This is a genomic window from Paenibacillus turicensis (genome assembly GCF_017873435.1).
GTDB lineage: Bacteria > Bacillota > Bacilli > Paenibacillales > Paenibacillaceae > Fontibacillus > Fontibacillus turicensis.
Genome location: NZ_JAGGKG010000014.1, coordinates 47,433 through 72,742 on the forward strand (window position 1 = coordinate 47,433; position 25,310 = coordinate 72,742).

The following is a 25,310-nucleotide window of genomic DNA, read 5'->3' on the forward strand; positions in this document are numbered from 1 at the left end:
GATTTGTTTTTATGAATATTGCATTTTTTTTACTTCCTAAGCATGATGTTGTAGCTGTAACCTTAGATTCTACATTGAGGCAAACATTAGAGCGTATGGAATTCCATCGTTATACTGCCATCCCGATTATAGGAGAAGATGGGGTGTACGTAGGGACTGTGACAGAAGGCGACTTGTTATGGTACATGAAAAGTTCAGAGGGCAAAGTGAACTTTGATACAGCTTCAAAATATTTATTAAAGGATGTCCCATTAAAGGTGGACAATAAGTCTGTTCGAATTGATGCCGATATGGAGGATTTAATTTCGCTAGCTAAGGTACAAAACTTCGTGCCTGTTGTGGATGATATGGGACGTTTTATCGGGATTGTACGTCGCAGTCAAATTATTGAGTATTGTGAAAAGTTTGTTACTGTGGCTCCTTCTAATAAAAAATAGGATAATATGTTGCCATTTTGTGCAATCGGTTTCCTGTTTTATTTTGTGTTATAATCAAAAATAAAGCACTTTTTAAGAAGGGTGGAAGCTGTCTACCATGCATAAAGAAATGGATGTGGCTAAACGCGCCAAGGTGATTGAATGGCTTAAAACCGAAGTAATTGATCACGTATCTCGTTTGTTTAAAGGTTTATGGGAAGGCAGCACAACGCGAGTAAGCGATAGTTTAGCGAGCTTAATTGTTAGTAGTTATATTCTTGGTCGCAGACTAGGCATATCTTATCGTGATTTGGATGATACCGTTCTGGAGAAGCTAAAAAAACATAAGCAGGAAGGTCACCAGTTAGAAGACTGGTATCAGGATATTTCTACTTTGGAAGAACATATGCGTAAGAGGTGAATAATTTGAAGTCACGTTTTTCATCGGTGGCATGGAGTTTTGTATATTTGTTGTTGTTGTTATCTTTGCCCACTACGCTAAATGTAGTTACCATTTTCTTTATTACGGTTCCTGCATTGATTATGTATACTACACTATCAAAGGCAAAATTTATTAGCTTTGTGATTGGTGTATGGATCATTGCAGGTGTGGTGAGTACGTTAATCTACAATCATTTACACATTGGGCTGTTTGTTATTTTGCAAGCGATCTTTTTCATTATCCCTGCTTTAGTTATGGGACATTTGTACAAGACTAGAGTTTCTGCAATAAAAGTTATTTTAGGTGGAACCGTTTCGATATTATTAGCAAGCTTGGGTATATTAGTCATTGGTGCTTCATTTTTTAATTTTAATTTAGCTACTAACATTCAAGAGATAATAAGCATAGCGATGGCTAATGTTAAAAATGTAGCGGACTCTCCAATTGCTGGTAGCGCCTTGTTAGCAGAGGATCTGCCTGAACAGTTGTCTGCGTATGCGATGCATATGCTTCCGTTTACATTAATTATTTGCTCGTTCCTCATTGCTGCAGTTGCTCATACCGTGAGTAGGCCAACTCTAAGCAGTATGGGTGTAATCGTGCCCAAATTACCTAAGTTGCGTGAGTGGAAATTACCACGCTCCCTCGTATTTTATTATTTAATTAGTGTAATTGTTACTATCGTCGTTGGACCTGAGCATAATCTCGGCTTTGTTAGCATGATTTTTGATAACCTCATTCCATTGCTTCGGTTCTTGTTCATTCTTCAGGCGGCAAGCTTTATATTTTTCTTGTCTCATTTCAAAAGGTGGGATCCTGCACTTGCGGTCGTATTGCTTGTAGTCATGTTATTCGTTCCACTTGGATGGTTAATAGGGGTTCTAGATGTCGCCTTACCACTACGTGAGTCCATTACTAGATCAAGACGATAGGGTGAGAATGCATGTCTAATTTATTACAAAAACGTTGGCATGGGTACCATTCGGTATGGGTATTTTTGCTACAGCTTCTACTTGTTATCGTCGTTTCTTATTACAATTGGATAATAGGCTTAGTTTTACTGTGTCTAGTGCTGATTCTTAACTATGGCTTAATTCAAGCTGAGCGCCGTTTTAATAAAGAGCTGACGATGTATGTTACGAACTTAACTTATCGTGTGAAGCGTGTTGAGGGTGAAGCATTACAGCACTTACCCTTTGGCATTGTTTTGTATAGTCCTGAGCATACGGTGGAATGGCATAATCATTTTGTCTGCGCCATGTATGACAAGGAAACATTAATCGGTGAGTCCTTGTCCGAGTTATTTCCTTCTATAACGTTATCCTCTAAGGATAAAAAAAATGAGGAAGCAAAATCACCGATTGAAGTAACATTAAATGGACGTTACTACGAGCTAGTTATGAATGAAGTAGAACGTTTAATTTATATTCATGATGTAACAGAGCTTGCAATTATGCGTGAGCAATATGAGGGAGGCAAGGCGGCCCTAGGTATTGTCATGCTGGATAACTTAGATGAAGCAACCCAAGGAATGGACGATCAACAACGTACAGCAATTATTGCTAGAGTCACAACGGTATTAACCGATTGGGCGAAGCAAAATAACGTTTATCTAAGAAGATTATCCTCTGAGCGTTCCTTAATGATTTTAAACCAACGTACACTTGCTTTGTTAGAACAAACTAGGTTTATTATTTTGGATGAGGTCAGAGAAATGACTGCTGATTTAAAGGTACCTATGACTTTAAGTATTGGTCTTGCCACAGGCGTTGATAGCTATAGTGAGCTAGGGGAGTTAGCAGGCTCCAGTTTGGATATGGCATTAGGTCGAGGTGGAGATCAGGCGGCTGTGAAAGTGGGGCAACGCTTGTCCTTTTATGGCGGCAAAACAAATGCCATTGAGAAGCGTACACGTGTAAGGGCTAGAGTGATCGCTCATGCTTTACGTGATTTGATGCAGGAAAGTGACCGTGTCATTATTATGGGCCATCGTATTCCTGATCTGGATGCGATTGGTGCTTCTATTGGTGTGCTTAAGGCAGCCGATATGTTTAAGGTAGAGGCACATGTGGTGCTTGATGGGCCAAATCCGAGTATAGAGCGGTTATTGGAACGGATCGAGAAGGACGAGGCACTTGCAAAAAGGTTTATCACGCCTGAGCAAGCATTAAGCATGATGACGGAGCATACATTGCTGGTGTTAGTGGATAACCACAAGGCTTCAATAACAATGGAGCCTAAGCTAGCTGAAAGAGCACGCCGTGTTGTGATCGTGGATCATCATCGACGTGGCGAAGAGTTTATAAATGATGCCGTGCTTGTATATTTAGAGCCGTATGCCTCCTCGGCTTCTGAGCTTGTGACGGAGCTCCTGCAATATATCCATGAGAAGGTCGTATTAAGCCCACTAGAGGCAACTACGTTACTTGCCGGGATTACGGTAGATACGAAGCATTTTGCACTGCACACTGGCTCTAGAACGTTTGAAGCTGCTGCATTTTTAAGACGAATTGGTGCAGATACGGTGATGGTTCAACGGTTATTAAAAGAAGATTTACAAGAATATATTGCGAAAGCAGATATTATTAAACATGCTCGTATTATTCATGGGCATATTGCGCTTGCGGTTACAGAGAGCAATACTAAAATTCCACAGTTACTAATTGCTCAAGCTGCGGATACTTTGCTGAATATGACAAATATTTTGGCTTCCTTTGTGATCAGTGAACGCCCAGACGGCTTGATAGGGATTAGCGCACGTTCTTTAGGCAGTATGAACGTACAGGTTGTCATGGAGCGACTAGGCGGAGGTGGGCATTTGACCAATGCTGCGGTACAATTAGAGGGAACCCAAGCTGAAGCGGAGAAAAAACTGCTTGAGGTACTGGATGAAATAGATCAGGAAGAGGGGTTATTCGAATGAAAGTAATATTTTTGAAGGATGTTAAAGGACAAGGTAAAAAAGGGGAAGTTAAAAACGTATCTGAAGGTTACGCACAAAATTTCCTAATTCCACGTGGGTTAGTTTCTGTGGCAACTGAAGGGAACATGAAGACGTTAGATAATCAGACTGCGGCTGAGGAGCGTCGTAAGGCGCAAGAGAAGGCAGATGCAGAGGCACTTGGTAAAAAGCTTGAAGAAACGACAGTAAACCTAAAAGCTAAGGCTGGAGAGGGTGGACGTTTGTTTGGGGCAATTACAAGTAAGCAAGTAGCAGAAGCGCTTCAAAAAACAGGTGTCAAAATCGATAAGCGGAAAATTGAGCTTTCAGAGCCAATTCGTACCCTTGGTGTAACTAAGGTAACAGTGAAGTTGCATCCAGAAGTGAAGGCAACGTTATCGGTACAAGTAACGGAGGAATAAGATGAGCGGAGATCCCTTTTTCGATCGGGTCCCACCTCAGAATCTTGAGGCTGAACAAGCAGTGCTTGGGGCGATATTGCTTCACTCTGAGGCACTGATCACCGCGATGGAGCGTGTCCGTACTGAAGATTTTTATGACAAGCCCCATCAGATGATTTATGATGCTATGGTTCAGCTTGGTGAGGAGGGCCAACCCATTGACCTTGTTACGTTGACCTCACGCCTTCAAGATAAGGGTGAGCTAGACGATATTGGCGGGGTCAGCTATTTGGCAAAATTGGCACATGCGGTTCCTACCGCAGCCAATGTGGATTATTATGCGCAGATTATTGAAGAGAAATCTATGCTGCGTCGTTTGATTCGTACAGCAACACAAATTGTAAGCGATGGATATACTGGCGGCGAAGATGTCTCAGGTATGCTGAGTGATGCAGAGCGTCGTATTTTGGAAATTTCCAATCGCCGTTCTGGCAGTGGTTTTGTCGCTGTACGTGATGTGCTGATGGAAGTATTTGACCGTGTGGAGATGTTGCATCAGAATCGTGGCAATACAACAGGTATTCCATCGGGTTTTGTTGATTTGGATAAAATGACAGCTGGCTTTCAGCGGAATGATCTCATTATTGTTGCTGCTCGTCCTTCTGTAGGGAAGACGGCATTTGCACTAAATATTGCGCAAAATGTAGCAGTACGTGCGAAGGAAACGGTAGCGATCTTTAGTCTGGAAATGTCCGCACCACAGCTTGTACAGCGGATGATTTGCGCAGAGGCAAATCTTGATGCAAGTATTATGCGTACGGGAGACTTTAAAACGGACGATGATTGGTCCAAGCTCACGATGGGTATTGCTGCTTTATCTGAGGCTGAAATATATATTGACGATACGCCAGGTGTAACAGTGGCGGACATTCGTGCGAAATGCCGACGACTAAAAAAGGAAAAAGGGCTAGGCATGATTCTGATTGACTATTTACAGTTGATCCATGGTCGTGGCAAGGCTGGCGAGAACCGGCAGCAGGAGGTATCTGAAATTTCCCGTACGTTAAAGCAAATTGCAAGGGAATTGGAAGTACCCGTGATCGCCTTATCTCAGTTAAGTCGGGGTGTAGAGCAACGTCAGGACAAGCGTCCAATGATGTCTGACCTTCGTGAATCGGGTTCCATTGAGCAGGATGCTGATATTGTTGCATTTTTGTATCGTGATGATTACTATAATCAGGAAACTGAGAAGAAAAATATTATTGAAATTATTATTGCCAAGCAACGGAATGGGCCTGTGGGCACTGTCGAGCTTGTGTTTTTGAAAAATTTTAATAAGTTTGCGAACTATGAACGAGCACATCAAGATGCATTTGCGGGTTGACCTTAGGGTCAATCCGTTTTTGATTGTTTCCGAACATTTCATATAAAAGCTGTATAATTGTTCGGATTTGGATTTGACTTTAAAAATATAGACTGGTAAACTTAAATTGCTGTTTTGTTTAAACATTAAAAAGCTTAAATAAAAATTATAGTGGTACTTTGGAGATGGAGGCTACGTTCCAGAGGGTGGCTTCAACCGCTGTTAAAGTCTTATTTTTTCAATTAGATAATATGTTGATGAAAATACTACTTTAAAGGCGGCCGCTTGCGCTTTTCCACCATCCCTCTGTCTCTTCGAATGTTAGCAGATAGAACCACTAATTTTGAGATTAAACAATTAAAGAAAAATAGAACCCAAGTATAGAATAAAGAAAAAGAAGATAAATAAATTTCGTGATTTTAGAGCTTGAAAATTAGAAATTTTAAACATGTTAAAAACTTTGCATTTATATATAATGCGTATCAAATTATGATGCGACAACATCCAAGCGGGGGTATTCATATGTCAACGGTAGTCGTTGTGGGAACACAATGGGGAGACGAAGGTAAAGGCAAAATTACCGATTATTTAGCTGAAAGTGCAGAAGTCGTAGCACGTTATCAAGGTGGAAATAATGCTGGACACACCATTTTAATTGATGGGAAAAAATATAAGCTAAGCTTAATTCCTTCTGGTGTATTTTATGAAGATAAAAAATGTGTTATCGGGAATGGGATGGTTATTAACCCAGTTGCCCTAATGGAGGAAATTAATTATATCCACGAAAATGGCTTCTCAACTAAAAATTTAGTCATTAGTGATCGTGCACATGTCATTATGCCATACCACATCACACTTGATGTGTTAGAGGAAGATCGTAAGGGACCTAACAAAATTGGAACAACCCGTAAAGGGATTGGTCCTGCTTATATGGATAAAGCGGCACGTAATGGTATTCGTATTGCTGACTTATTGGATGCGGAGGAATTTGAAACTAAGCTTCGCCATTTGGTGAAGGAGAAAAACCATATTATTGAGCAAGTGTATGGCGCTGAGCCATTAGACGTTGAGGAAATCTTGACGAAGTATTTGGAATATGCAGAATTTATTCGTCCTTATGTAACGGATACTTCTGTTGTTTTAAATGATGCGATTGATGATAATCAAAAGGTGTTATTTGAAGGTGCACAAGGCGTAATGCTTGATATTGACCAAGGTACGTATCCGTTCGTTACGTCCTCCAATCCGTCTGCAGGTGGGGTATGTATCGGTTCTGGCGTGGGTCCTTCGAAGATTCAACAGGTCATTGGGGTTGCGAAGGCATATACAACGCGTGTTGGTGATGGACCGTTCCCAACTGAGCTATTTGATGAAGTAGGCGATACGATTCGTGAAACAGGTCATGAGTATGGTACTGTAACTGGTCGTCCACGTCGTGTGGGTTGGTTCGATAGTGTGGTTGTTCGTCATGCTCGTCGTGTAAGTGGGTTAACTGGTCTTTCCTTGAATTCACTTGATGTATTAACAGGGCTAGAAACCGTTAAAATCTGCACAGGCTACAAATACCGCGGGGAAATTATTACACACTACCCTGCGAGCTTGAAAATGCTTGCTGAATGTGAAGCGGTGTATGAAGAAATGCCAGGTTGGTCTGAGGATATCACTGGTGCAAAAACATTAGAAGACCTACCAGAAACAACTCGCAATTATGTGACTAGAGTTTCTGAGCTAACAGGCATTCCAATTGCGATTTTCTCTGTAGGACGGAATCGTAATCAGACAAACCAAGTGTTACCGATCTATTTGTAATTAGTATGCTGACTATTATACAAGAGGCTATCCTTCTCAAGTGAAAAGGGTAGCCTCTTTTCTTATGAAAAACTAAGGGTTTCGCCGTCTTCAGGAATTAGAATCGAATCTTCTAAGTGTAGCTCATGTACAAGCTTGGTAAGTTCTGTTCTACTTAATTTACAATGATTTATAGCATCCATATGTACAGCAAGGATTTTACTTTGAGGTAACAGCTTAGCTATCGAAATGATATCATTACGAGTCATTGTGATTACTGATCCCCAAAGCATCTGGGCTTCTCCTGTATTAATAATACAAATGTCTGGAGTATACTTGCGACAGGTGTGCAGAGTTTTTTTATAATTAGACTATATCATACTCATTTCTTTTTAGTTTCTGCTTATGATTGAATACTCCATTTTCCGTCCATACTGATAGAAATGAAGTGAACTGGGATCAGGATAGGAGGAAACATGGAGATGAAATGGCTAAGCTGGATAGGACGTTTAATCATCACGATTGTTGTAGTGTGTCTATTAACGGTGGTGACGACAGGTTATGTCGTGAACTATTATATTGAGCGTATGCTGAGTCGCTATCATATTTCAATGACAGATGGTGGGCCTAGCGTTACGGATATTATGAAAGGCTTAGTTGGTGTACAGTCATCAACAACATCGCCAACGGATGAGGAATCCAGTAGCAAGGGGAAGGATCAAGACAAAGATAATATGAGTCTTCCAAACATGCCGCCCGCAACTGGCGGTGCCAATGCAGGTAATGGCGAAGCTAGTGGTAATAGTAGCGGAAATCAAACATCAAATCAGAAGGAGAACGTCGTTGTTACACCGGATGATTTAATTGCTAAAAAAGAAGGCATAGAGTCGAAGGATAAAGAGGCGATTTTTACGATATTAATGTCTAAGCTTCCTCAAGAGGAAATGCAAAAGCTGACAGAGTACATGGAAGGTGGGCTAACCGAAGCTGAAGTATTAGCAATTGAGCAGATGTTATCTAAATATTTGGATAAAACGGAGTATGCGAAGGTGATGGAGGTTTTGAAAAAGTAGTATTTTACGTAAAATTTATGGCTCAACACAGAAATCGGTTATTGACAATCTATGAAGTAAGAGGCTACGTAGCAGGGAGTGGCTTCAACGATTGAACCAAATTTATTATTGTAAATATTGTAAGTTGAATTCAAAATACTAAAAAACCCTTAACTTTTAAGGGTTTTTTGTCATGTTTACCTATGGTTGAAATGTAGGGCTTGGTTATGTTAAAGTAAACATTGGCGGCAAAAGGTTAAAATTTTGACACTATTTCAATACGAAAAATAACATTTTTCTACAATTTAAGATATGAATAAGGCTCAATCTTGAAATCAGTACTTGACCGCTAACTTAAACTAGCGAAGAGACAGAGAGATTCTGAAGGTTGTCTCTTAAAAATATATTCTATCCATAAATGTACTTCAATAAAAGGAATATGATTTTAACAACAATCGTAAGAACTCTCTGGATCGTAGCTACCAGCCTCTATTCGAGGTCAAGTACTAATTTCTAAATAGAGCCTTAATTAAGAATGAAATTCACGAAAACAAGAGAGACTAAAAGCTCAATGGATAGCGATAAAGGAGATTGATATGAAAGGATTCATGGCTTGGGTACAATTTAGTAAAGCACGAATGATTACAATGTGTGTCATTGCAGCAATCGTAATAACAGGTTCGGGTATTCTTACGTATAGCTTATATCGAAGCAGTCATACCGTTTCCTATTTCGTTGTACAAGTTGATGGCAAGGAGATTGGAACACTCGATAATGAGCAACAGCTTCAGGATTTGATGGAGCGTAAGAAGGCACAATTTAAAACGAAATATCCTAATGCAAATATCGAGATTAAAGATGCAGGCATTGTGTTGACCGCGGCGAAGGCATTTAAGGCGGTTACGAATGCAGAGGAAACTTTACAGAAGCTAGATCAGCGATTAGAGGTAGAGTCAACTGGAGTTAAGCTGATTGTGGACGGGAAGGTGTTAGGCATCTTACCATCTGAAGCAGATGTATCCAAAGTACTGGAGCAACTTAAAGACCAATACACACCTGAGACGATGGCGATTGAAGCTTTATCCGCTAAAACAACGACAAGTGAAGCCAAGGCAGACGCTAACAAAAAAGCGACAAAGGCTAGCTCTGAGGTTAAGGTGGAATCGGTAGAGTTTGGCGAAAAAATTGATCAAAGTAAGGCTGTAGTGTCACCAGACAAAATTGTAGATGCAGACACGATGCTGGCGCAAATTCAGCAGGGAATGGAAGCAGTGATCCAATATGAGGTCAGAGAAGGCGACACCATCTCTTCTATTGCCAAACGTTTTAGCATTAGTCAGAAGGATATTTTCAAAAGTAACCCTGATGTAAAAGAGCGTAGCATGCAAATTGGTACGATTCTGAATATAAAAGCGACAAAGGCACCACTTACGGTCAGAACAGTGGAGAAGTTATCTGAGGAAATTATTACAGCACCTCAGGTGATTACACGCAAAAGCGAGAACATGAAGGCTGGTACATCCAAGGTCATCGATGAGGGCAGCTCAGGGCTAAAAGTAATGCATTATCGGATTACGAAGGATAACGGCGAAGTTGTTGCTGAAGAATGGCTAGGTCAAAATGTAATCACGCCGTCCAAACCAAAAATTGTGATGCAGGGTACTAAAATTATGGGACAAGGTACAGGAGATTTTGCTTGGCCAGTCTCAAGTGCTTCAATTACAAGTAGCTATGGTAAACGCTGGGGTAGAATGCACCAAGGTACTGATATTGTTTCTTCTAATAGAACAATTATGGCAGCAGATGAAGGCATTGTATCGTTTGCAGGTACCAAGTCAGGTTACGGCAATGTAATTATTATTAACCATCAGAATGGGTACGAAACACTTTATGGCCATTTAAGTAAAATTGATGTAAAGGAAGGTCAGGTTGTAGAGAAGGGTGGCGCAATTGGCGTCATGGGAAATACCGGTCGCTCTACAGGCACGCATCTTCACTTTGAAATTCATAACAATGGTACCGTAGAAAACCCAATGAAATATTTGTAGACTTAAGAGGACATTTTTGTTGTCAGCGATGACAGCTAAAATGTTCTTTTTTTAGGAGAGAAGGAGTTAGTATGTTAAGATAAGAGATAGAGAATATAGAATAACAAAAGCCTGAAGGCTGGGGTGAAGATTGAATATGCAGGGTAAAATTTTAGTTGTGGACGATGAACGTCCAATTGCAGATATTTTGAAATTTAATCTTGAAAAGGAAGGCTACGAGGTTATTGTTGCCTTTGATGGTATAGAGGCGGTAGAGCTGGCCTTTTCACAGCAGCCTGATTTGATTTTGCTAGATTTAATGTTGCCTGGCAAGGATGGCATGGATGTATGTCGTGAGGTTCGAACCAGATTACAGACACCCATTATTATGCTCACTGCAAAGGATAGTGAAATTGATAAGGTGTTAGGGCTGGAATTCGGAGCAGATGACTATGTTACGAAGCCGTTTAGTACCCGCGAGCTACTTGCACGTGTGAAGGCACAAATGCGCCGTCAGCAAAAGCCGCCACAGGAAGAAGGCGAAAAGCACCAGGGGCTAAGCTTATTTGATTTGTTTATTGATACAGATATGTATACAGCATATAAAAATGGTGAGCCACTTGATTTGACGCATCGTGAATTTGAGCTTGTGCATTATTTGGTGAAAAACTCTGGTAAGGTCATGACGCGTGAGCATTTGCTGCAAGCCGTATGGGGTTTTGAATACTTCGGAGATGTTCGTACCGTGGATGTGACGATTCGCCGTTTACGTGAAAAAATTGAAGATGATCCAAGCAAGCCGGAGTATATTTTAACGCGTCGGGGATTGGGGTATGTGATGCGAAGCGCCAAGGCAGGTGGCATTTGAGAATGAGGTTGCCATCCTTCTTTCGTACAATTCAAGCGAAGTTGATTCTTGTATATGTATTGTTAATTTTGATCGCGATGCAACTGATCGGGGTTTATTTTGTCAGCGCGATGAAAACTTCGTTAACGAGCAATTTTACGAAAGAGCTACAGGAACGTGCAGAGCTATTATCTGTATTGGCAGGCCAAAATTTGAATGCTTCAGGGGAATCTGGTGAGGAATCGCTTGAGAACCTACGGGTGCTTGTAAACAATCTATTTAATATTAATGGTGCAGAAATACAAGTGCTGGACGCCAGCGGGAAAGTATTAACGACCTCCAAGCCCTCCCATTCCGATTATGTAGGTACAAAAAATACACAAACGGTTGTGAGTCGCGCGTTACAAGGGATTCGAGATAATGAAGAGTATATTATCGACGAGGATAATGTGCGTAAAAAGGTCGTTGCGAAACCGGTTGTATCCGGAGGTAAAATTACAGGAGCAATCTATATCGCTGCTTCAATGTCACAGCTATACGATACGATGGACCAAATTAATAATATCTTTATTTCTGGTATTTTGCTAGCATTAGGCTTAACTGCAGTCTTGGGGGTTATTTTGGCACATACAATTACCTCACCGATCAAAGAGCTAACCAGACGTGCAACCGCTGTGGCAGAAGGACAATTCCATCAGAATATGCCTGTATTGGGGAACGATGAAATTGGACAACTTAGCAAAGCTTTTAACTACATGACAAGTCGCCTCCGTAATGCTTTAGCACAAAACGAGGAAGAGAAGGAAAAGCTGGCGTCGATTTTAACGAATATGAGTGATGGTGTCATTGCAACGGATGAGATGCATCATGTCATTTTAATGAATCTTCGTGCTAGAGAAATTTTGCAGGTGAATGAATCTACTGTGGAAGGGTTGGAAATTACGGAATTGCTTCAATTGTCCCAAGAGGACAAGCAAGCGCTCAACCAAGGCATCATGTATTCTACGTTACTGCAGAACGATGGCTTAGGAGAGGATCACTTTGTCATTCGTGTTACCTTTACACCGATCCATCGGCGTGAATTTGGCATCGTGGGCTTAATTGCTGTATTACAGGATGTTACAGAACAAGAGAAGCTAGAAGCATCAAGACGTGAATTTGTAGCAAACGTATCACATGAGCTTCGTACACCACTAACGACGATCAAGAGTTATACTGAGGCACTGGAGGATGGTGCATTAAATGATCCTGAGTTAGGCCCAAGATTTACTTCTGTCATTCAAAATCAGACGGAACGGATGATTCGGATGGTTACGGATTTATTACATCTATCTAGACTAGATTCCAAGGAAGCATTATTGCGCAAAAAACCTACTCTTGTGGCGGATATGATGGAGGAGGTCGTCGATCGGTTTTCCTTCCAGATGCAGGAGAAGGGCATTTATCCAGAAATTATTATTGGTGAAGGTGCGGAAATTGCTCAGCTCGATCGAGATGGTATTGACCAAGTGCTAGACAATCTAATCTCCAATGCGATGAAATATACGGGGGAAAATGGACGCATTGTGCTGGAGGCGTATCATACAGAGGATGGGAGCCTTGCAATTTCTGTTCAAGATAATGGGATCGGTATTCCCAAAAAGGATTTGGATAAAATATTTGAGCGTTTTTACCGCGTGGATAAAGCTCGCTCTCGAAATATGGGGGGCACAGGGCTTGGCCTGTCGATTGCCCGGGAAATCGTCAAAGCACATGGAGGTCAAATTGCATTGCAATCTGAGCTTGAGGTAGGAACAAAGGTGACGGTTCTTTTACCCCAAGAGCCCCAGCAGCAAGAGGGGGGGAATAAATGATGAAGGAAAGTATGAAGTCATGGTTCCTAACCTTTCTTATTTTGTGTAGCTTACTGCAAAGCTATTTCTTAATTTATCGTTTACCTGGAGTGGACTCGATCGTTCGCTCTGAAAATAATTATATTCCAACAGTAAACATCGGAAGTCAGTTGAACGTTGAAAGTATGCTGTATCCAAGTGAGCTAGTTATTCATCTAGGACAAAACAAGCATAGCGTGCTTTACCCTGAATCTACCTTTTACAATTTAATTTATTCGCGCTTACAGGGTAGACAGTTTGATGGTTTTCAACGATATAGCTTAGCCAATACGAAGTGGGATGAGATTCGTCAGCAAAATCAAGGGATAGAATTAGAATTTGAGAATGGCATCCCTGTGACCCTATTAAGTAGAGTGATGCAAGTATACCCTGATACATTGTTTGAGGGGGAAAGCGTGGATCGAGTATTAATTTATAATACCGAAAGTGACGACCGAGTGAAGGCGTTCTTTTTTAGCTCCCAAGGGAATGTGGTGTATGAGGCAACAAAGGTAGATTTCACTGTCCAAGACATTGCGCAAATGATTGATTTTGGCCGGGAGTGGGTTCCCTACAAGATGAAGGATAACTATTATATTCCCCAGAAATCGATTGATATGGTGCAAACAGGATTAAATATCGGCTTGTATTCAACAGATCAGATGCAGCGGAGCTTATTTTTTGACCCTAGTTTAACAAGGTATGTCCGGGAGAAGGATGGCTCTGAGATTTATACAGATAGTAAACGAAGCTTACAAGTAAAGCAGGATCGTAATTGGATCAATTATACGGACCCTGCGGCGCCAGCAGCAAGTCAAAATACACCAAGCCGCAATGTGCTGTCTGCGATCGATTTTGTCAACCAGCATGGGGGTTGGAGTGGGAAATATCGCTTAGCGCAAATTGCTGGTTCTTTAGAGGATAAGCATCGGATTGTGTTTGAGCAGTATCACGGTTCGGGGCAATATGGCGCTTTCCCTGTCCTAGATCTCGCCTCATTCCATTATGGAGTGATTACACTTGAAATGAGACAAGGCACAATTACAGGTTATGAGCGTTCCCTTATTTACTTGGAGGAAGAAGTATGGGAGAAAAAAATCGTAGCTTTACCTGGTGGCGAAAATTTAGAGAAGAAGCTTGCTGTCTTAGCTAATGAAGCTGACATTAAGGCGTTATATCCAGCATATTTGCCTTCGTTAACGAAGCAAGGACTACTGCTGCAGCCTGTATGGGTAGCTAAATTAAGTAATGGTGCAGTGCGCACGATCAATGAGTAGGATTCAATTTAGTGAGGGGGTTAGTTATGGATTGGGGTCGAGCTAAAAATGTGTTAATTTACGCCTTTTTGTTATTAAATCTTGTGTTAGGATACCAGTTATGGAATGATATTCGTGAACAAGCGGACTCTAATCTGGACTATACCTCACTTGAGCCTGGAACCCAAAAGGTCATGGAGAATAAAGGGATCCGTGTTCCCGTAAAGATTCCTTCTGATACCCCTTTGCTAGGTAAAATTGCATATCGATTCGTAAAAGGCGATCAGTCAGGCAAAGTGATTGAATTACCCCAGCCGATTGATAGTAAGCTTATTTTTTCTGCTCGTGATCTTACAAATGCACTTAAAAATGTGTTACCTGAAATTCAAAATTTCAGATATGATGAAGCAGACAGTCGAGAAGGTGTGTTTGTATTACATCCACTTGTGGATGGAGACTTTCCACTATTTAATGTTGAGCTTGTGTTATATTATAGTAATCAGAAAATTATATCTTATCGTATGGAGGAAATTGAGATTAGCAGTTTAGCTGAGGAGAAGGAGCAACGAGTTTTATCCGCCTCTAAGGCTTTAGGCAACCTCATTGAAAATTTCCTTCCAGATGGCTCGGTCATTACACAAATTGAGCTTGGTTATTATGGACAAGTATTTGATTCAGATGCACATCTTCCTGCCACACCTGCTTGGCGGTTTAAGCTAGAAAATGGGAAAGAGTATTATGTTCAAGGGATTACAGGAGATGTAATTAGCCCTAATTCAAAGGATTTAAAGGAGTAATGAAGCACATGGGACTTAAATTTACAGTATTGTCTAGTGGATCTACGGGGAATGCGACCATTGTCAGTGATGGACAGGTTACATTGATGATTGATGCAGGACTTAGTGCTCGTCGCATCGATGAGCTTCTGGGGGAACGAGAAGTTGACGGTCATCAGCTTGCAGGTATCCTTGTCACGCATGAGCATTCAGACCACATTAAAGGTTTAGGGGCAGTGGCACGTAAATTTAATTTGCCTATTTATGCGAATCAAGGCACGTGGGGGGCGATGGAAAAATCGCTAGGTAAAATTCCTGAAGAAAATAAGCACATATTTGCTTCTGGGGATGCAAAGGATTTTGGTTCATTACGTGTACAATCCTTTGAAATTTCTCATGATGCAGCAGAGCCTGTAGGGTATTGCTTTGATGATGGAACGCATAAACTAAGTGTATGCACTGATTTGGGTTATGCTAGTGATAAGGTAAAAGCAGCGATTACAGATTCTGACGTGCTGGTGCTTGAAGCTAACCATGACATTGAGATGTTGCGTATGGGACGATATCCATGGAACATTAAACGCCGTATATTAGGCGACATGGGTCATTTGTCTAATGAAGCTACGGGGGAGCTGATGAGTGAACTTTTAAATGGGCGCTTGAAAAGGACCTATTTAGCTCATTTGAGTCGTGAACATAATATACCTGATTTAGCGAAGCTATCTGTACGCGGCTCGATGGAGGATCGCGGTTGTTTTTATCGAGATAGTGAATTTAAGCTGTGTGATACTTATTTTGATCGACCTACACCTTGGGATATTGTGGGGGCAATATAAATTGATCTAGTTCGCGTTGCTTTTCTCCAATTTCTTCACGAGTCAGTATTCCTTTATCCACTAATAATTGTGTAAGTGTACTTAGTAATAGTAGCTGGTGGTACGTATCTTCCTTTAGATCCGCCAGCTGAGCTAATACATTAACCTCATTCATCGCAGAAGACGAGTGAACATCCATCTAATATCTCTCCTTTTATAAACCATAATTTCCCTTGTAAAAAACAGTTCGAAAATGACCTTTTTATGGTAAAATGAATCTACTATTCTATTCTTTACTTGTCTAGTATAGTCTGATTATGCTTGAAACATTCCTATTTTTTCATATTGACTAGAAATTTATGTGTATCTTTATGTTTTAGATTGATTTCACAGAAAAAAAGTTAATTTTGGTGAGCAACTAATGCTTGGGATGTAACGTTAAAGTAATAAAGACGATATATAGATTAGAGAACAAAATTAGAGAGTGATACTGGTGTGGAGATGGTCACAGGTGAAAAGGACTTGTGATGGAGGGAGAGATAAAAATGGGACTGTTTGATGATGATTTTTATTCTACAAAGGTAACAAAGCAACATAAGGATGATCCCAATAAGGGAAAAAAGTGGTCACGAGGAAATCGAGGAAGAAAAAGTTCTAAGTTTCAGGTATCTTTAATTACGGCTATTCTTAGCGTAATGGCTACTGTTTTGATTTTTAGCGTTTTTCCACGTCTCCAGCCCTCTCCATCGGCTTCAGGATGGTCCCTTTTTGGTGGAAAAAGCACAGACCCATTTGAACGAATTAGTCAGACTGCGGCACAGGTAAGCCCAGCAGTTGTAAGTATATTAAATCATAATGGTCTAACAGATGATGGTGAAAAGGTTGCGCTTGGTTCAGGTGTTATTTTCAAAAAGGAAAATGGCAAGGCGTATATTATGACTAATAATCATGTTATTTCTTCTGCTGACCAATTAGAGGTTGTATTAAGCAATGGTAAGTCTAAACAAGCGAAAGTTGTAGGTCAAGACCAGATCAGCGATATTGCTGTTCTTTCTATTGAGGATAGTGGTGTTAAATCTGTAATTAAGATAGGTGACTCTAAGAAGGTAAAGTTAGGGGAAACGGTAATTGCGATTGGTAATCCGCTTGGGTTAGGTGGTACGTTAACCTCTGGGCTTGTGAGCTATACAGACCGGATGATTCCCGTATCGCTAAATCAGGATGGTATCTATGATTGGGAGCAAGAGATGATCCAGACGAATGCAGCGATTAATGAGGGGAATAGTGGTGGCGCACTTGTTGATTTAAATGGAACGTTAATTGGCATTAATACAATGAAAATCTCAGATACAGGGGTTGAAGGATTAGGTTTTGCGATTCCTGTTAATGAGGCGATGGAAGTTGTTAATGATCTAATGACACACGGTAAAGTGGTACGTCCATACCTTGGTGTGTATACACTTGATCTTGATAATCCTTACTCCGATCTTACCAGCGATCAGCGTAAGGAGCTTAAGTTACCTAACGATGTAAAAGATGGAGCGCTAGTGCTAGAAGCGCATGGACCTGCCAAAAAAGCCGGACTACAGCTTAATGATGTTATTGTTGCTCTTGACGACACTCCAATCCATTCGACACGAGAACTACGTAAATATTTGTTTGATCATAAGCAAGTTGGTGATATTATGGAGGTAAGCTACTATCGTAATGGTGAGAAGCTTAAAACGAAAGTAGACTTAACAGATAAGCCTTCAGATACTGAAATTGAAGAGGGCTTAGAGGATGGGCAGCAGTAAGGAAATGTTGGAGCCGTATAAGTGTGATTAATAGTGATTACACTTTATGCAACTACGAGGACTAAGCTAGCTGCGATATCAACGACCTTTTATTAGATCATGTGAAACTGCTGAAGATGGAAAGGAATGCTGGTAGGTTATGATTATCGTATGTAAGGATCATGTAGAATTAGCACTGGATATGTTCGTGGATGAATATGAGGAAGCACCTGATGTAGTGGACCTAAAGGAAACGAAGTTCGCTAGCTGGGATCCTCCAGTTACTTGTCAGGAATGCGATAAGAAAGCGGAGTTTCTAGTCGTTTAAAAATAGGATGGGGCTTAACAGCTTAATGATTTAAAAAGCAAAGGCTTAGTTAAATTAAGGATGAGAAAACGGATTAATGCTGTGGGGGATGACCTCGCTGTAGTTAGTCCGTTTTTTGTACTTAATTTTGTGTGACATGATAAGGATTAGAGACTTGGGGTACATTTAATTCAGGTATTCGATTTGATACAATAGAAAATAGAAAAAATACAGAATAGAAGAAGTGCAATTGAATAGAAAACTAGTTTGGGAAATAATCAAATATTAAATTAACAGATACAAAGTTAAGTAATTCGGTGAAAAGATAAGTGATTAGATGAAAAAACAACTCGTTTGATAAAAAATTGATTTAAAATTTCGGCCCAATTTAGAAATTAGTGGTTGACGGGAAGCAAAATAGCGAAGGGGTAGAGGGATGGTGGAGAAGTGAACACGTCCGCCTTTACAGACTGATTTTCCACCGATAACTATTTAATTCAAGAAAATCAGGACGTAACAGGGGTCGAAGCCACCCTCTGCACCGTAGCTGCTTTCCCCCTGAAGTTAGCATCCACTAATTTTTGTTTTGATCCAAAATTTCTAAAAGGTCACATCTTTATTTAGGGGGCGCTGAAAATATGGATAAAGCATTAAAAGACCGCATTACGCAGTGGCATCAAGCTGATGAACATGAACAAATTATTGCTGAGCTTGAAGGTATTGAGGAGTCGCAATGGGATTATGAACTGATTGGTATTTTAGGGCGAGCTTACAATAATGTTGATCGTTATGAAGATGCAATCGCTTTGTTTATGTCAATCGCGGCAGAGGGTGAGAATGACCCATTGTGGCACTTTCGTATAGGGTATGCCTACTTTTATTCCTCTCAGTTCGAGAAGGCGATTACTGCCTTTACTAGAGTGCTAGAAAGCGATCCAGAGGATGAGGATGCAAAAGAGCTACTTAAATGGAGTAAAATTGCCGTCGATCGGGATAAGCATAACGAGGACGTTCGCAAATTAGCCATTGAGCGAAGAGCTGCTGAGGACAAACAGCCTCCATTTACAGGAATGGATTTATCTCAGTTCTGGGATGATAGTAAGTACGCGTTAGATGCCTATGTGTTAGCGCCTCCTACAGATGAATTAATTAGAAGTGTAGAGGAAGAACTGGGGTATAAGCTACCAGCCTCGTATGTGGAATTAATGAAGCAGCATAATGGTGGTGTTCCGTTTAATACTTGCTTTCCAACAGAGATGTCAACGTCTTGGGCCGAGGACCATATTGCAATTACAGGGATTATGGGAATTGGACGCGACAAAATGTATTCACTTTGTGGAGAACTAGGCAGTCAATTTATGATTGATCACTGGGGTTATCCTGATATTGGTGTTGTGATTGGTGATTGCCCATCAGCTGGACATGATGTGGTGATGTTAGATTACCGTCATTGTGGAAAAGATGGAGAGCCAGAGGTCATTCATGTGGATCAGGAATCAAATTATCAGATTACTTTTCTAGCGCCTGATTTTGAGTCGTTTATTCGGGGGTTAGTGAGTGAGGATGAGTTTGAGTATTAAGGGGAATTAGGAGTAATACTTTAATAAATTTATTATAACGAAGGACAAGTAAAGATAAAAATAAGCACAGATAAGGACAAGCTTAAGGGCTTGTCCTTCGATGAGTATGGCGATGGGGGATCATTTGCGTACAGGTTCAGGCTTGGTTCAGGCATACTTAAAAAGATTATTTGGTGTTACATATAGAATTGGAGGAGCAATATGTTTATTCAAATTATTGGTGTTGGCAAACTGAAGGAGAAATATCTCGTGCAAGGGATTGCGGAGTATGCCAAGCGGTTAACGCCGTACCTTAAATTTCAAATGATTGAGGTTGCGGATGAGAAGGCGCCTGACACGCTAAGTGAAGCAGAGGTCGAGCAGGTGAAGGAGCGCGAGGGCGAACGCATCCTCGCGCATATTAAGGGCGAAGCGCATGTGATTGCGCTCGCGATTGACGGCAAGCTGTATAGCTCGGAAGAGCTTGCCGAAGAGATCGACAGGCTTGGCACCTATGGGACAAGCCATGTCGTGTTTGTGATCGGCGGCAGCCATGGGCTCGCCGATCAGGTGCTTGCACGCGCCCAAAAGCGGATGAGCTTTGGGCGCATGACCTTGCCGCATCAGCTCATGCGGCTGGTGCTGGTTGAGCAGATTTATCGTGCGATGAAGATAAATCGGGGGGAACCGTATCACAAATAGTGGTAAAGCAGCGGCAAGAAATATCTATTGATATAGAGATGTTTAAGGGTACATTTTCTGTTTTTCCAAATGGATAAGTACTTTCAATGAAGGATTATTGCCGTAATGCCAAGAATTATCAATAATGAGGCAAGCGAGTAAACATATGAAGAGAAACTAATTAGCATAGAGGTGATATGTTTGAAAATTGATTTACAAGGACGTATAAAAAATATTAATCTACCTGCATATACACCGTTAATTCCTCTTTTCGAAGCTATTGTAAATTCCATTCAAGCAGTTGAGGCGACTGGGGAAGATTTAAGTAATAATTTCATTCGTATTCAAGTCCTAAGAGATACTAGGCAAGCAGCTATGGACCTCCAAGAGAATTCCAATATACATCCGATCTCGGGCTTTGTAGTTACCGATACCGGAATAGGATTTAATGAAGATAATTTTAATTCATTTAGAACTTCAGATTCTACTTATAAAAGCATTATTGGTGGGAAAGGGGTCGGGAGATTAACTTGGCTAAAAGCATTCGATACAGTTGAAATCCAAAGTTCATTTTCTGATATTGTTGAACTTAAAGGGCGAGCTTTTTCTTTTACTATTGAAGATGGTGTTACGCAAGTTGAAGATATACACTTAACAAATGAAACAAAACGATCTACGACGGTAAAACTTTTAGATTATAAAACTCCATATTCCAATAAGGCACCTAAATCCCTAAGTATTATAGCAAATAGAATCGTAGAACATTGTCTCTCTTTCTTTATTCTAAATAAGTGTCCCAACATTACGTTGTTTGATGATACAGATTCAATTAATCTTAATGAACATTTTAAAGATCATGTGGATCACAATGTTACCTCAGATACATTTGAAATTAATGGATTTCACTTTAATATTAAGCATATAAAGCTGTTGTTTGCAAAAGATCATAAAGTATATCTCTGTGCTAATAATCGTGTTGTTCGTGACGAAAAAATCACTAACCAAATATCTGGTTTACCAAAAAAAATAATTACTGAAGATGGGGAGGTTGTTCTATATACAGCGTATGTTACAAGTGATTTTTTTGATAGAAATGTAAATGCCGAAAGAACAGATTTTATTGATTACAAAAATGACGATCAAAGTCTGCTCGCTGAAGATATTTCTTGGAGTAGTATTTTTCAAAATATTTATATAAAGGCTTCGGAATATTTATCCGAATACTTAGTGTCAATTCAGCAGGAAAAGATTGAAAAAATTAATGAATATGTAATGAATGAGGCTCCTCATTATCGTCGGTTGTTAAGAAATTATCCGGAAAAAATCGCACAGATTAATCCTGATTCAACGAATAGCAAAAATTCTCTTGACCTTGAGCTATATAAGATACAGCAAGTTGATGAGATGAAGAATTTAATTGAAGTAAAGTCCATATTGAATATGAAGGAAGATGAAATTACAGATTTAGAAATATACAAGAAAAAATATGATGAGGTTCTTCAAAAAGTAAATGATGAAAGTAAAATGGATTTGGCAAAGTATATTGTAAAAAGAAGGACATTATTAAATCTACTTGAAAAAAGTTTAGAGATTCAAGATAACGGGAAGTATTTATTTGAAAAGAACCTGCATGAACTAATTATTCCTTTAAAAACTACGACAGATGAAATTGATTTCGAAAACCATAACCTGTGGATAATTGATGAGAAGCTTGCGTATCACAGGTATTTGGCTTCGGATATTTCGCTAAATAATATGACTGAAATACTAAGTGGTGATGATTCAAGACCAGACATAATTGCGTTCAACGCACCTCATGCCTTCGGGCTTGAAAAACCATACAATTCAATTGTAATTGTTGAGTTTAAAAGACCAAATCGTGATGACTACAATTCTGACAGTGAGGGTAAAAACCCGATTGATCAAGTTTATAATTATATGTCCGTTATTAAAGAAGCAAAAGTGAGAGATAAAGATGGGAGACCATTTAATCTGTCGCCGAACACTCCATTTTATTGTTATATCATTGCTGATATGACACCAAAATTAGAAGAAACGGCAAAGAAAAATAATTATAAGCCTACACCAGATGGAATGGGCTACTTTTACCTTCACGATTACTATAATGCATATATTGAGATAATAACATATGACAAATTGCTTTCAGATGCTTCGAAACGAAATCGCATTCTGTTTGATAAATTGAAAATATAAATTACTTATATTGAACGTTATTTAATAAATAGCAGGTTTCCATGCTGAGATGGATCGAACGAAAATTAAAGACGACATGTCTACAGCCCAAAGAGACATACAAAAATAAAAACGTTTAATGCACAATAACATCATGTATTGAGACGCTCGGTAAGCGCTTCTAAGTCTTGTATTTTACTAAGTATGAAGCCCCTCAAAATAACAAGCCGTTATCTATTTGATCTCTTTATGTCTCATGGAGTGCAAATGAATATGTCAGCACAGCCAAGAATCCTGCTTCTATACAAAGCAGGATTCTTTTTTATAATCGTCAAGTTGGTCTGAGATTGGAAATGATACATCTCACATTCCGCACCCTAGAATAAAAATTCAAAGCCATTTTATTTTTATGCAATTTTAAAGCAATAAAAGTTAAATAATGAAATTTATAACAGGGAATTTTAAGTAATAATGGTATTTTAAGTTATTTTTTTGCATAAAACCATAACTCCTCTGAATATTTAAACGAAGGGTGCGGAATGTGAGATACATCCTTGGACCGACTGATTTTATTTTTTACGAAACGATAAGGAGTCAAAGAAATAGCTTGAAATTGATAATGAGCATGTGGGAGATAGTATAGGCAATCGTGAGTATACACGAGTATAGGTAATATTTGTTCATTAGTTTGCGATAGACGTTGGTTTACTGTTCATATTCTTTGACACGACCATGGCAAGTATTAGGCTTCATATCAATTCTTCTCATGGCTTCTGTGGCTGTAACTTGTCCTCTTTGTGCGCATTAGTGAAATAGGCTGTTATTTCTTGTTTTGGTCTGCCAAACTTCACGCCATTGTTCAGGGTGATTTCTATACTTGTTGACACGGATGATTCGTATCGTCTTTCTTTTATTCTTCTTAACAGTAGCGGTAGGGTGGGTAGTGGGGGGGAGTTTACAACATCTATGTAAATGTCGTGTTCGTAAATGCCGTTAGCTCTTCCACAGCCCGATTATAAGTCAATTGCGAAGCAATATGATTACATTAAATACCAGCATATGGTACAATTAGACCAATGGTTGTAAGGGAAGTCATAAGAGGGTGCATACAATTTTCAATCTGGATAAATATATATTAAACAGAAAGAAGGATGAAACTATGGATATTGAGAAACTGTTTATTAAGGGAATTAAAATAGATGATAGGTTCAGTTATAAATCGCTATATAATGACGATAGAGGGGCAGTCCATAAAGACAGCTATAAGTTTTTGCTTAGCGAAGCTATATCTAAAGGCATTATTACCGTTGAGAAATACTTGATTGCCGAAGATGTTCGAGAAGAGTTATTTCATATCAATGAAAGCTCTAAGGGTTTACAATACACTCTAGTACAGTGTCTAAAAGCATACCATAACGAGTCGGATTATATTATTGCTCCATTAATATATTTATTGAAGAGACTTGACCCCGATTTTACGGTGGTAACTAATGAGAAGTTGGAAATAAGATCCGATGTAATCGATGCTGAAATTAGTCCGAGAATTGACGGTAAAAATGCTACGCCTAGACTGTTTTTCCCAAAAGAAAACATCGCAATTGCTGTTACAAATGATGATATTGAGAATTTGGGAGATATACTAGCTGTTAAAGATGCAAAGGTGTACATATTAGGAACAGATGACCGATCAAATATTATTTATGCATATAAAGTGAATAGGGCTAGTGAATTTTTTGAAGTTGCGGAAGGATATAAGGAAAGAGCAATAATGAAATTGTTAAATAAGGTAAGAGAGAACGAAATATAACAAATATGTATCAACAAAGGAGTGGTTCTGTGAGCAATGATGATGTTACAGCCAAACTGATAATAATAGGAGGTTACTCCTTAACAAGGGATATTATTCATCAAATATCAACTTTAATAGACACTTTGAAGAAAGGAGAATCTACTGAACTAGATTCAGCACATTATAGAAGTGTCCTTACGGCTATCACACTATTATCTTTTAATACTATTGAAGCATATGCTAATTTCCTTGCGATCCTTGCCGAAAAGTCGAATGAAGGATTAAGCGACGCTCCAAAAGTGAAAGAGGAGTTACATTATACAGAAGTTGATGCATTACTGGAAAGAAAAACATATTTTGAACCACGTAAGATGAGCATTGAAACACAAGAAAATAGTTTTCTACCTACCCTTGATAAGTTTTTTGTAGTACCTAATTTATTGGCTAAGTTATACGGTATCGAATTTAAAGTTGATAAAGGCGGGAAAGAGTGGGGAAGTATAAGGAAGCTTAAAAATGAAAGAGATAAGATTACTCATTTAAAATTTGATTTAAATTTACTTCCAAGAGCAGGAGACTTTGAACGACCTGATGATATGAAAAAAATTAATCCCACATATAATATTAACCCAAAAGATGTGTTCGATGGAATTGAAGGAGTCCGTTGGTATATATTATTATGTGGAAAATTGATACAAACAATTTATAGAGAAAAAGTTAGCTGGATTAGTCTAAGCGGTACAGATACAGTCATCTATAAGATGCTAAGCGATTATAATAAGGTATTTAAAATATGTAGCGACAAATCATTCCAAAAGAATGTTCTTGAGATAGAAAAATTTGAAGTGGAATATGAAGATGATCTTGTTAGAAGTCTATCTAACTTAACTGGACGAGCCAATAATTCAAATGTGGAACTCAAAGATCTCTCTAGAACAGGTTTTTTTTCAAATAATGATAAGTAAAAATGAATTCGAAATTTCACACTATTGTATGCACTAGATTTGCGCT

At 39.4% G+C, this 25,310-nt stretch carries 23 protein-coding genes; 21 read left to right on the forward strand and 2 right to left on the reverse strand.

Going from position 1 to position 25,310, the window contains the following annotated elements:
* Positions 1 to 11: 11 nt before the first annotated feature.
* The 7 genes from J2Z32_RS14415 to J2Z32_RS14445 all read left to right on the forward strand — a co-directional run bounded on the left by J2Z32_RS14415 (position 12) and on the right by J2Z32_RS14445 (position 7,372).
* Positions 12 to 437: a CBS domain-containing protein gene (locus tag J2Z32_RS14415; RefSeq protein WP_210089880.1), complete on the forward strand. Its 426-nt coding sequence runs from the start codon at positions 12 to 14 to the stop codon at positions 435 to 437.
* Positions 438 to 534: 97 nt separating this feature from the next.
* The gene (locus J2Z32_RS14420) at positions 535 to 837 is read left to right on the forward strand and encodes a MazG-like family protein (protein WP_210089881.1); all 303 of its coding nucleotides are present in this window, start codon (positions 535 to 537) and stop codon (positions 835 to 837) included.
* Positions 838 to 842: 5 nt separating this feature from the next.
* Positions 843 to 1,790, forward strand: coding sequence for a DUF2232 domain-containing protein (locus J2Z32_RS14425; RefSeq protein ID WP_210089882.1), 948 nt, complete (start codon positions 843 to 845; stop codon positions 1,788 to 1,790).
* Between the two features lie 11 nt (positions 1,791 to 1,801).
* A complete protein-coding gene (locus tag J2Z32_RS14430) occupies positions 1,802 to 3,781 on the forward strand; it encodes a DHH family phosphoesterase (RefSeq protein WP_210089883.1) in 1,980 nt (659 codons plus the stop codon).
* A complete protein-coding gene (gene rplI / locus J2Z32_RS14435; protein ID WP_210089884.1) occupies positions 3,778 to 4,221 on the forward strand; it encodes a 50S ribosomal protein L9 in 444 nt (147 codons plus the stop codon). Before J2Z32_RS14430 ends, rplI begins: the two co-directional genes overlap by 4 nt.
* A 1-nt stretch (position 4,222) precedes the next feature.
* On the forward strand, positions 4,223 to 5,584 hold the full coding sequence (gene dnaB / locus J2Z32_RS14440) for a replicative DNA helicase (RefSeq protein WP_210089885.1): 1,362 nt from the start codon (positions 4,223 to 4,225) through the stop codon (positions 5,582 to 5,584).
* A 501-nt stretch (positions 5,585 to 6,085) separates the two neighbouring features.
* The gene (locus J2Z32_RS14445; RefSeq protein ID WP_210089886.1) at positions 6,086 to 7,372 is read left to right on the forward strand and encodes an adenylosuccinate synthase; all 1,287 of its coding nucleotides are present in this window, start codon (positions 6,086 to 6,088) and stop codon (positions 7,370 to 7,372) included.
* A 62-nt stretch (positions 7,373 to 7,434) separates the two neighbouring features.
* Here the strand turns inward: J2Z32_RS14445 and J2Z32_RS14450 are convergent, their stop codons facing one another.
* The gene (locus tag J2Z32_RS14450; RefSeq protein ID WP_210089887.1) at positions 7,435 to 7,644 is read right to left on the reverse strand and encodes a hypothetical protein; all 210 of its coding nucleotides are present in this window, start codon (positions 7,642 to 7,644) and stop codon (positions 7,435 to 7,437) included.
* Positions 7,645 to 7,833: 189 nt separating this feature from the next.
* Here J2Z32_RS14450 and J2Z32_RS14455 point away from each other — a divergent pair, with 189 nt between their 5' ends.
* The 7 genes from J2Z32_RS14455 to J2Z32_RS14485 all read left to right on the forward strand — a co-directional run bounded on the left by J2Z32_RS14455 (position 7,834) and on the right by J2Z32_RS14485 (position 16,016).
* Positions 7,834 to 8,424 (forward strand): hypothetical protein, encoded by a 591-nt coding sequence (locus J2Z32_RS14455; protein ID WP_210089888.1) that lies wholly within the window; start codon positions 7,834 to 7,836, stop codon positions 8,422 to 8,424.
* Positions 8,425 to 8,999: 575 nt separating this feature from the next.
* Positions 9,000 to 10,451: a M23 family metallopeptidase gene (locus tag J2Z32_RS14460; protein WP_210089889.1), complete on the forward strand. Its 1,452-nt coding sequence runs from the start codon at positions 9,000 to 9,002 to the stop codon at positions 10,449 to 10,451.
* 136 nt (positions 10,452 to 10,587) lie between these two features.
* Positions 10,588 to 11,298, forward strand: a complete 711-nt coding sequence (yycF, locus tag J2Z32_RS14465; protein ID WP_210089890.1) for a response regulator YycF — start codon at positions 10,588 to 10,590, stop codon at positions 11,296 to 11,298.
* Positions 11,299 to 11,300: 2 nt separating this feature from the next.
* Positions 11,301 to 13,130 (forward strand): cell wall metabolism sensor histidine kinase WalK, encoded by a 1,830-nt coding sequence (walK, locus tag J2Z32_RS14470; protein WP_210089891.1) that lies wholly within the window; start codon positions 11,301 to 11,303, stop codon positions 13,128 to 13,130.
* Positions 13,127 to 14,425, forward strand: a complete 1,299-nt coding sequence (locus tag J2Z32_RS14475; RefSeq protein ID WP_342453966.1) for a YycH family regulatory protein — start codon at positions 13,127 to 13,129, stop codon at positions 14,423 to 14,425. The genes walK and J2Z32_RS14475 overlap by 4 nt, the downstream gene beginning before the upstream one ends.
* A gap of 26 nt (positions 14,426 to 14,451) precedes the next feature.
* Positions 14,452 to 15,201 carry a two-component system regulatory protein YycI gene (gene yycI, locus J2Z32_RS14480; protein WP_210089892.1) on the forward strand — a complete coding sequence of 250 codons (750 nt, stop codon included), beginning with the start codon at positions 14,452 to 14,454 and terminating at the stop codon, positions 15,199 to 15,201.
* A gap of 8 nt (positions 15,202 to 15,209) precedes the next feature.
* Positions 15,210 to 16,016: an MBL fold metallo-hydrolase gene (locus J2Z32_RS14485; protein ID WP_210089893.1), complete on the forward strand. Its 807-nt coding sequence runs from the start codon at positions 15,210 to 15,212 to the stop codon at positions 16,014 to 16,016.
* Here J2Z32_RS14485 and J2Z32_RS14490 read toward each other — a convergent pair.
* Positions 15,985 to 16,194 (reverse strand): hypothetical protein, encoded by a 210-nt coding sequence (locus J2Z32_RS14490; RefSeq protein WP_210089894.1) that lies wholly within the window; start codon positions 16,192 to 16,194, stop codon positions 15,985 to 15,987. The two genes, J2Z32_RS14485 and J2Z32_RS14490, sit on opposite strands and share 32 nt — an antisense overlap.
* 346 nt (positions 16,195 to 16,540) lie before the next feature.
* Here J2Z32_RS14490 and J2Z32_RS14495 point away from each other — a divergent pair, with 346 nt between their 5' ends.
* The 7 genes from J2Z32_RS14495 to J2Z32_RS14525 all read left to right on the forward strand — a co-directional run bounded on the left by J2Z32_RS14495 (position 16,541) and on the right by J2Z32_RS14525 (position 25,264).
* A complete protein-coding gene (locus J2Z32_RS14495) occupies positions 16,541 to 17,791 on the forward strand; it encodes a S1C family serine protease (protein WP_210089895.1) in 1,251 nt (416 codons plus the stop codon).
* A 139-nt stretch (positions 17,792 to 17,930) separates the two neighbouring features.
* On the forward strand, positions 17,931 to 18,098 hold the full coding sequence (locus J2Z32_RS14500; protein WP_210089896.1) for a CxxH/CxxC protein: 168 nt from the start codon (positions 17,931 to 17,933) through the stop codon (positions 18,096 to 18,098).
* Positions 18,099 to 18,715: 617 nt separating this feature from the next.
* Complete coding sequence (locus J2Z32_RS14505) at positions 18,716 to 19,657, forward strand: SMI1/KNR4 family protein (RefSeq protein WP_210089897.1); 942 nt, start codon at positions 18,716 to 18,718, stop codon at positions 19,655 to 19,657.
* A gap of 201 nt (positions 19,658 to 19,858) precedes the next feature.
* A complete protein-coding gene (rlmH, locus tag J2Z32_RS14510; RefSeq protein ID WP_210089898.1) occupies positions 19,859 to 20,338 on the forward strand; it encodes a 23S rRNA (pseudouridine(1915)-N(3))-methyltransferase RlmH in 480 nt (159 codons plus the stop codon).
* Between the two features lie 180 nt (positions 20,339 to 20,518).
* Complete coding sequence (locus J2Z32_RS14515) at positions 20,519 to 22,531, forward strand: ATP-binding protein (RefSeq protein WP_210089899.1); 2,013 nt, start codon at positions 20,519 to 20,521, stop codon at positions 22,529 to 22,531.
* A gap of 1,138 nt (positions 22,532 to 23,669) precedes the next feature.
* Entirely contained in the window at positions 23,670 to 24,317 is a 648-nt protein-coding gene (locus J2Z32_RS14520) for a hypothetical protein (protein WP_210089900.1), read from the forward strand.
* Positions 24,318 to 24,346: 29 nt separating this feature from the next.
* Positions 24,347 to 25,264, forward strand: a complete 918-nt coding sequence (locus tag J2Z32_RS14525; RefSeq protein ID WP_210089901.1) for a hypothetical protein — start codon at positions 24,347 to 24,349, stop codon at positions 25,262 to 25,264.
* Positions 25,265 to 25,310: the final 46 nt, after the last annotated feature.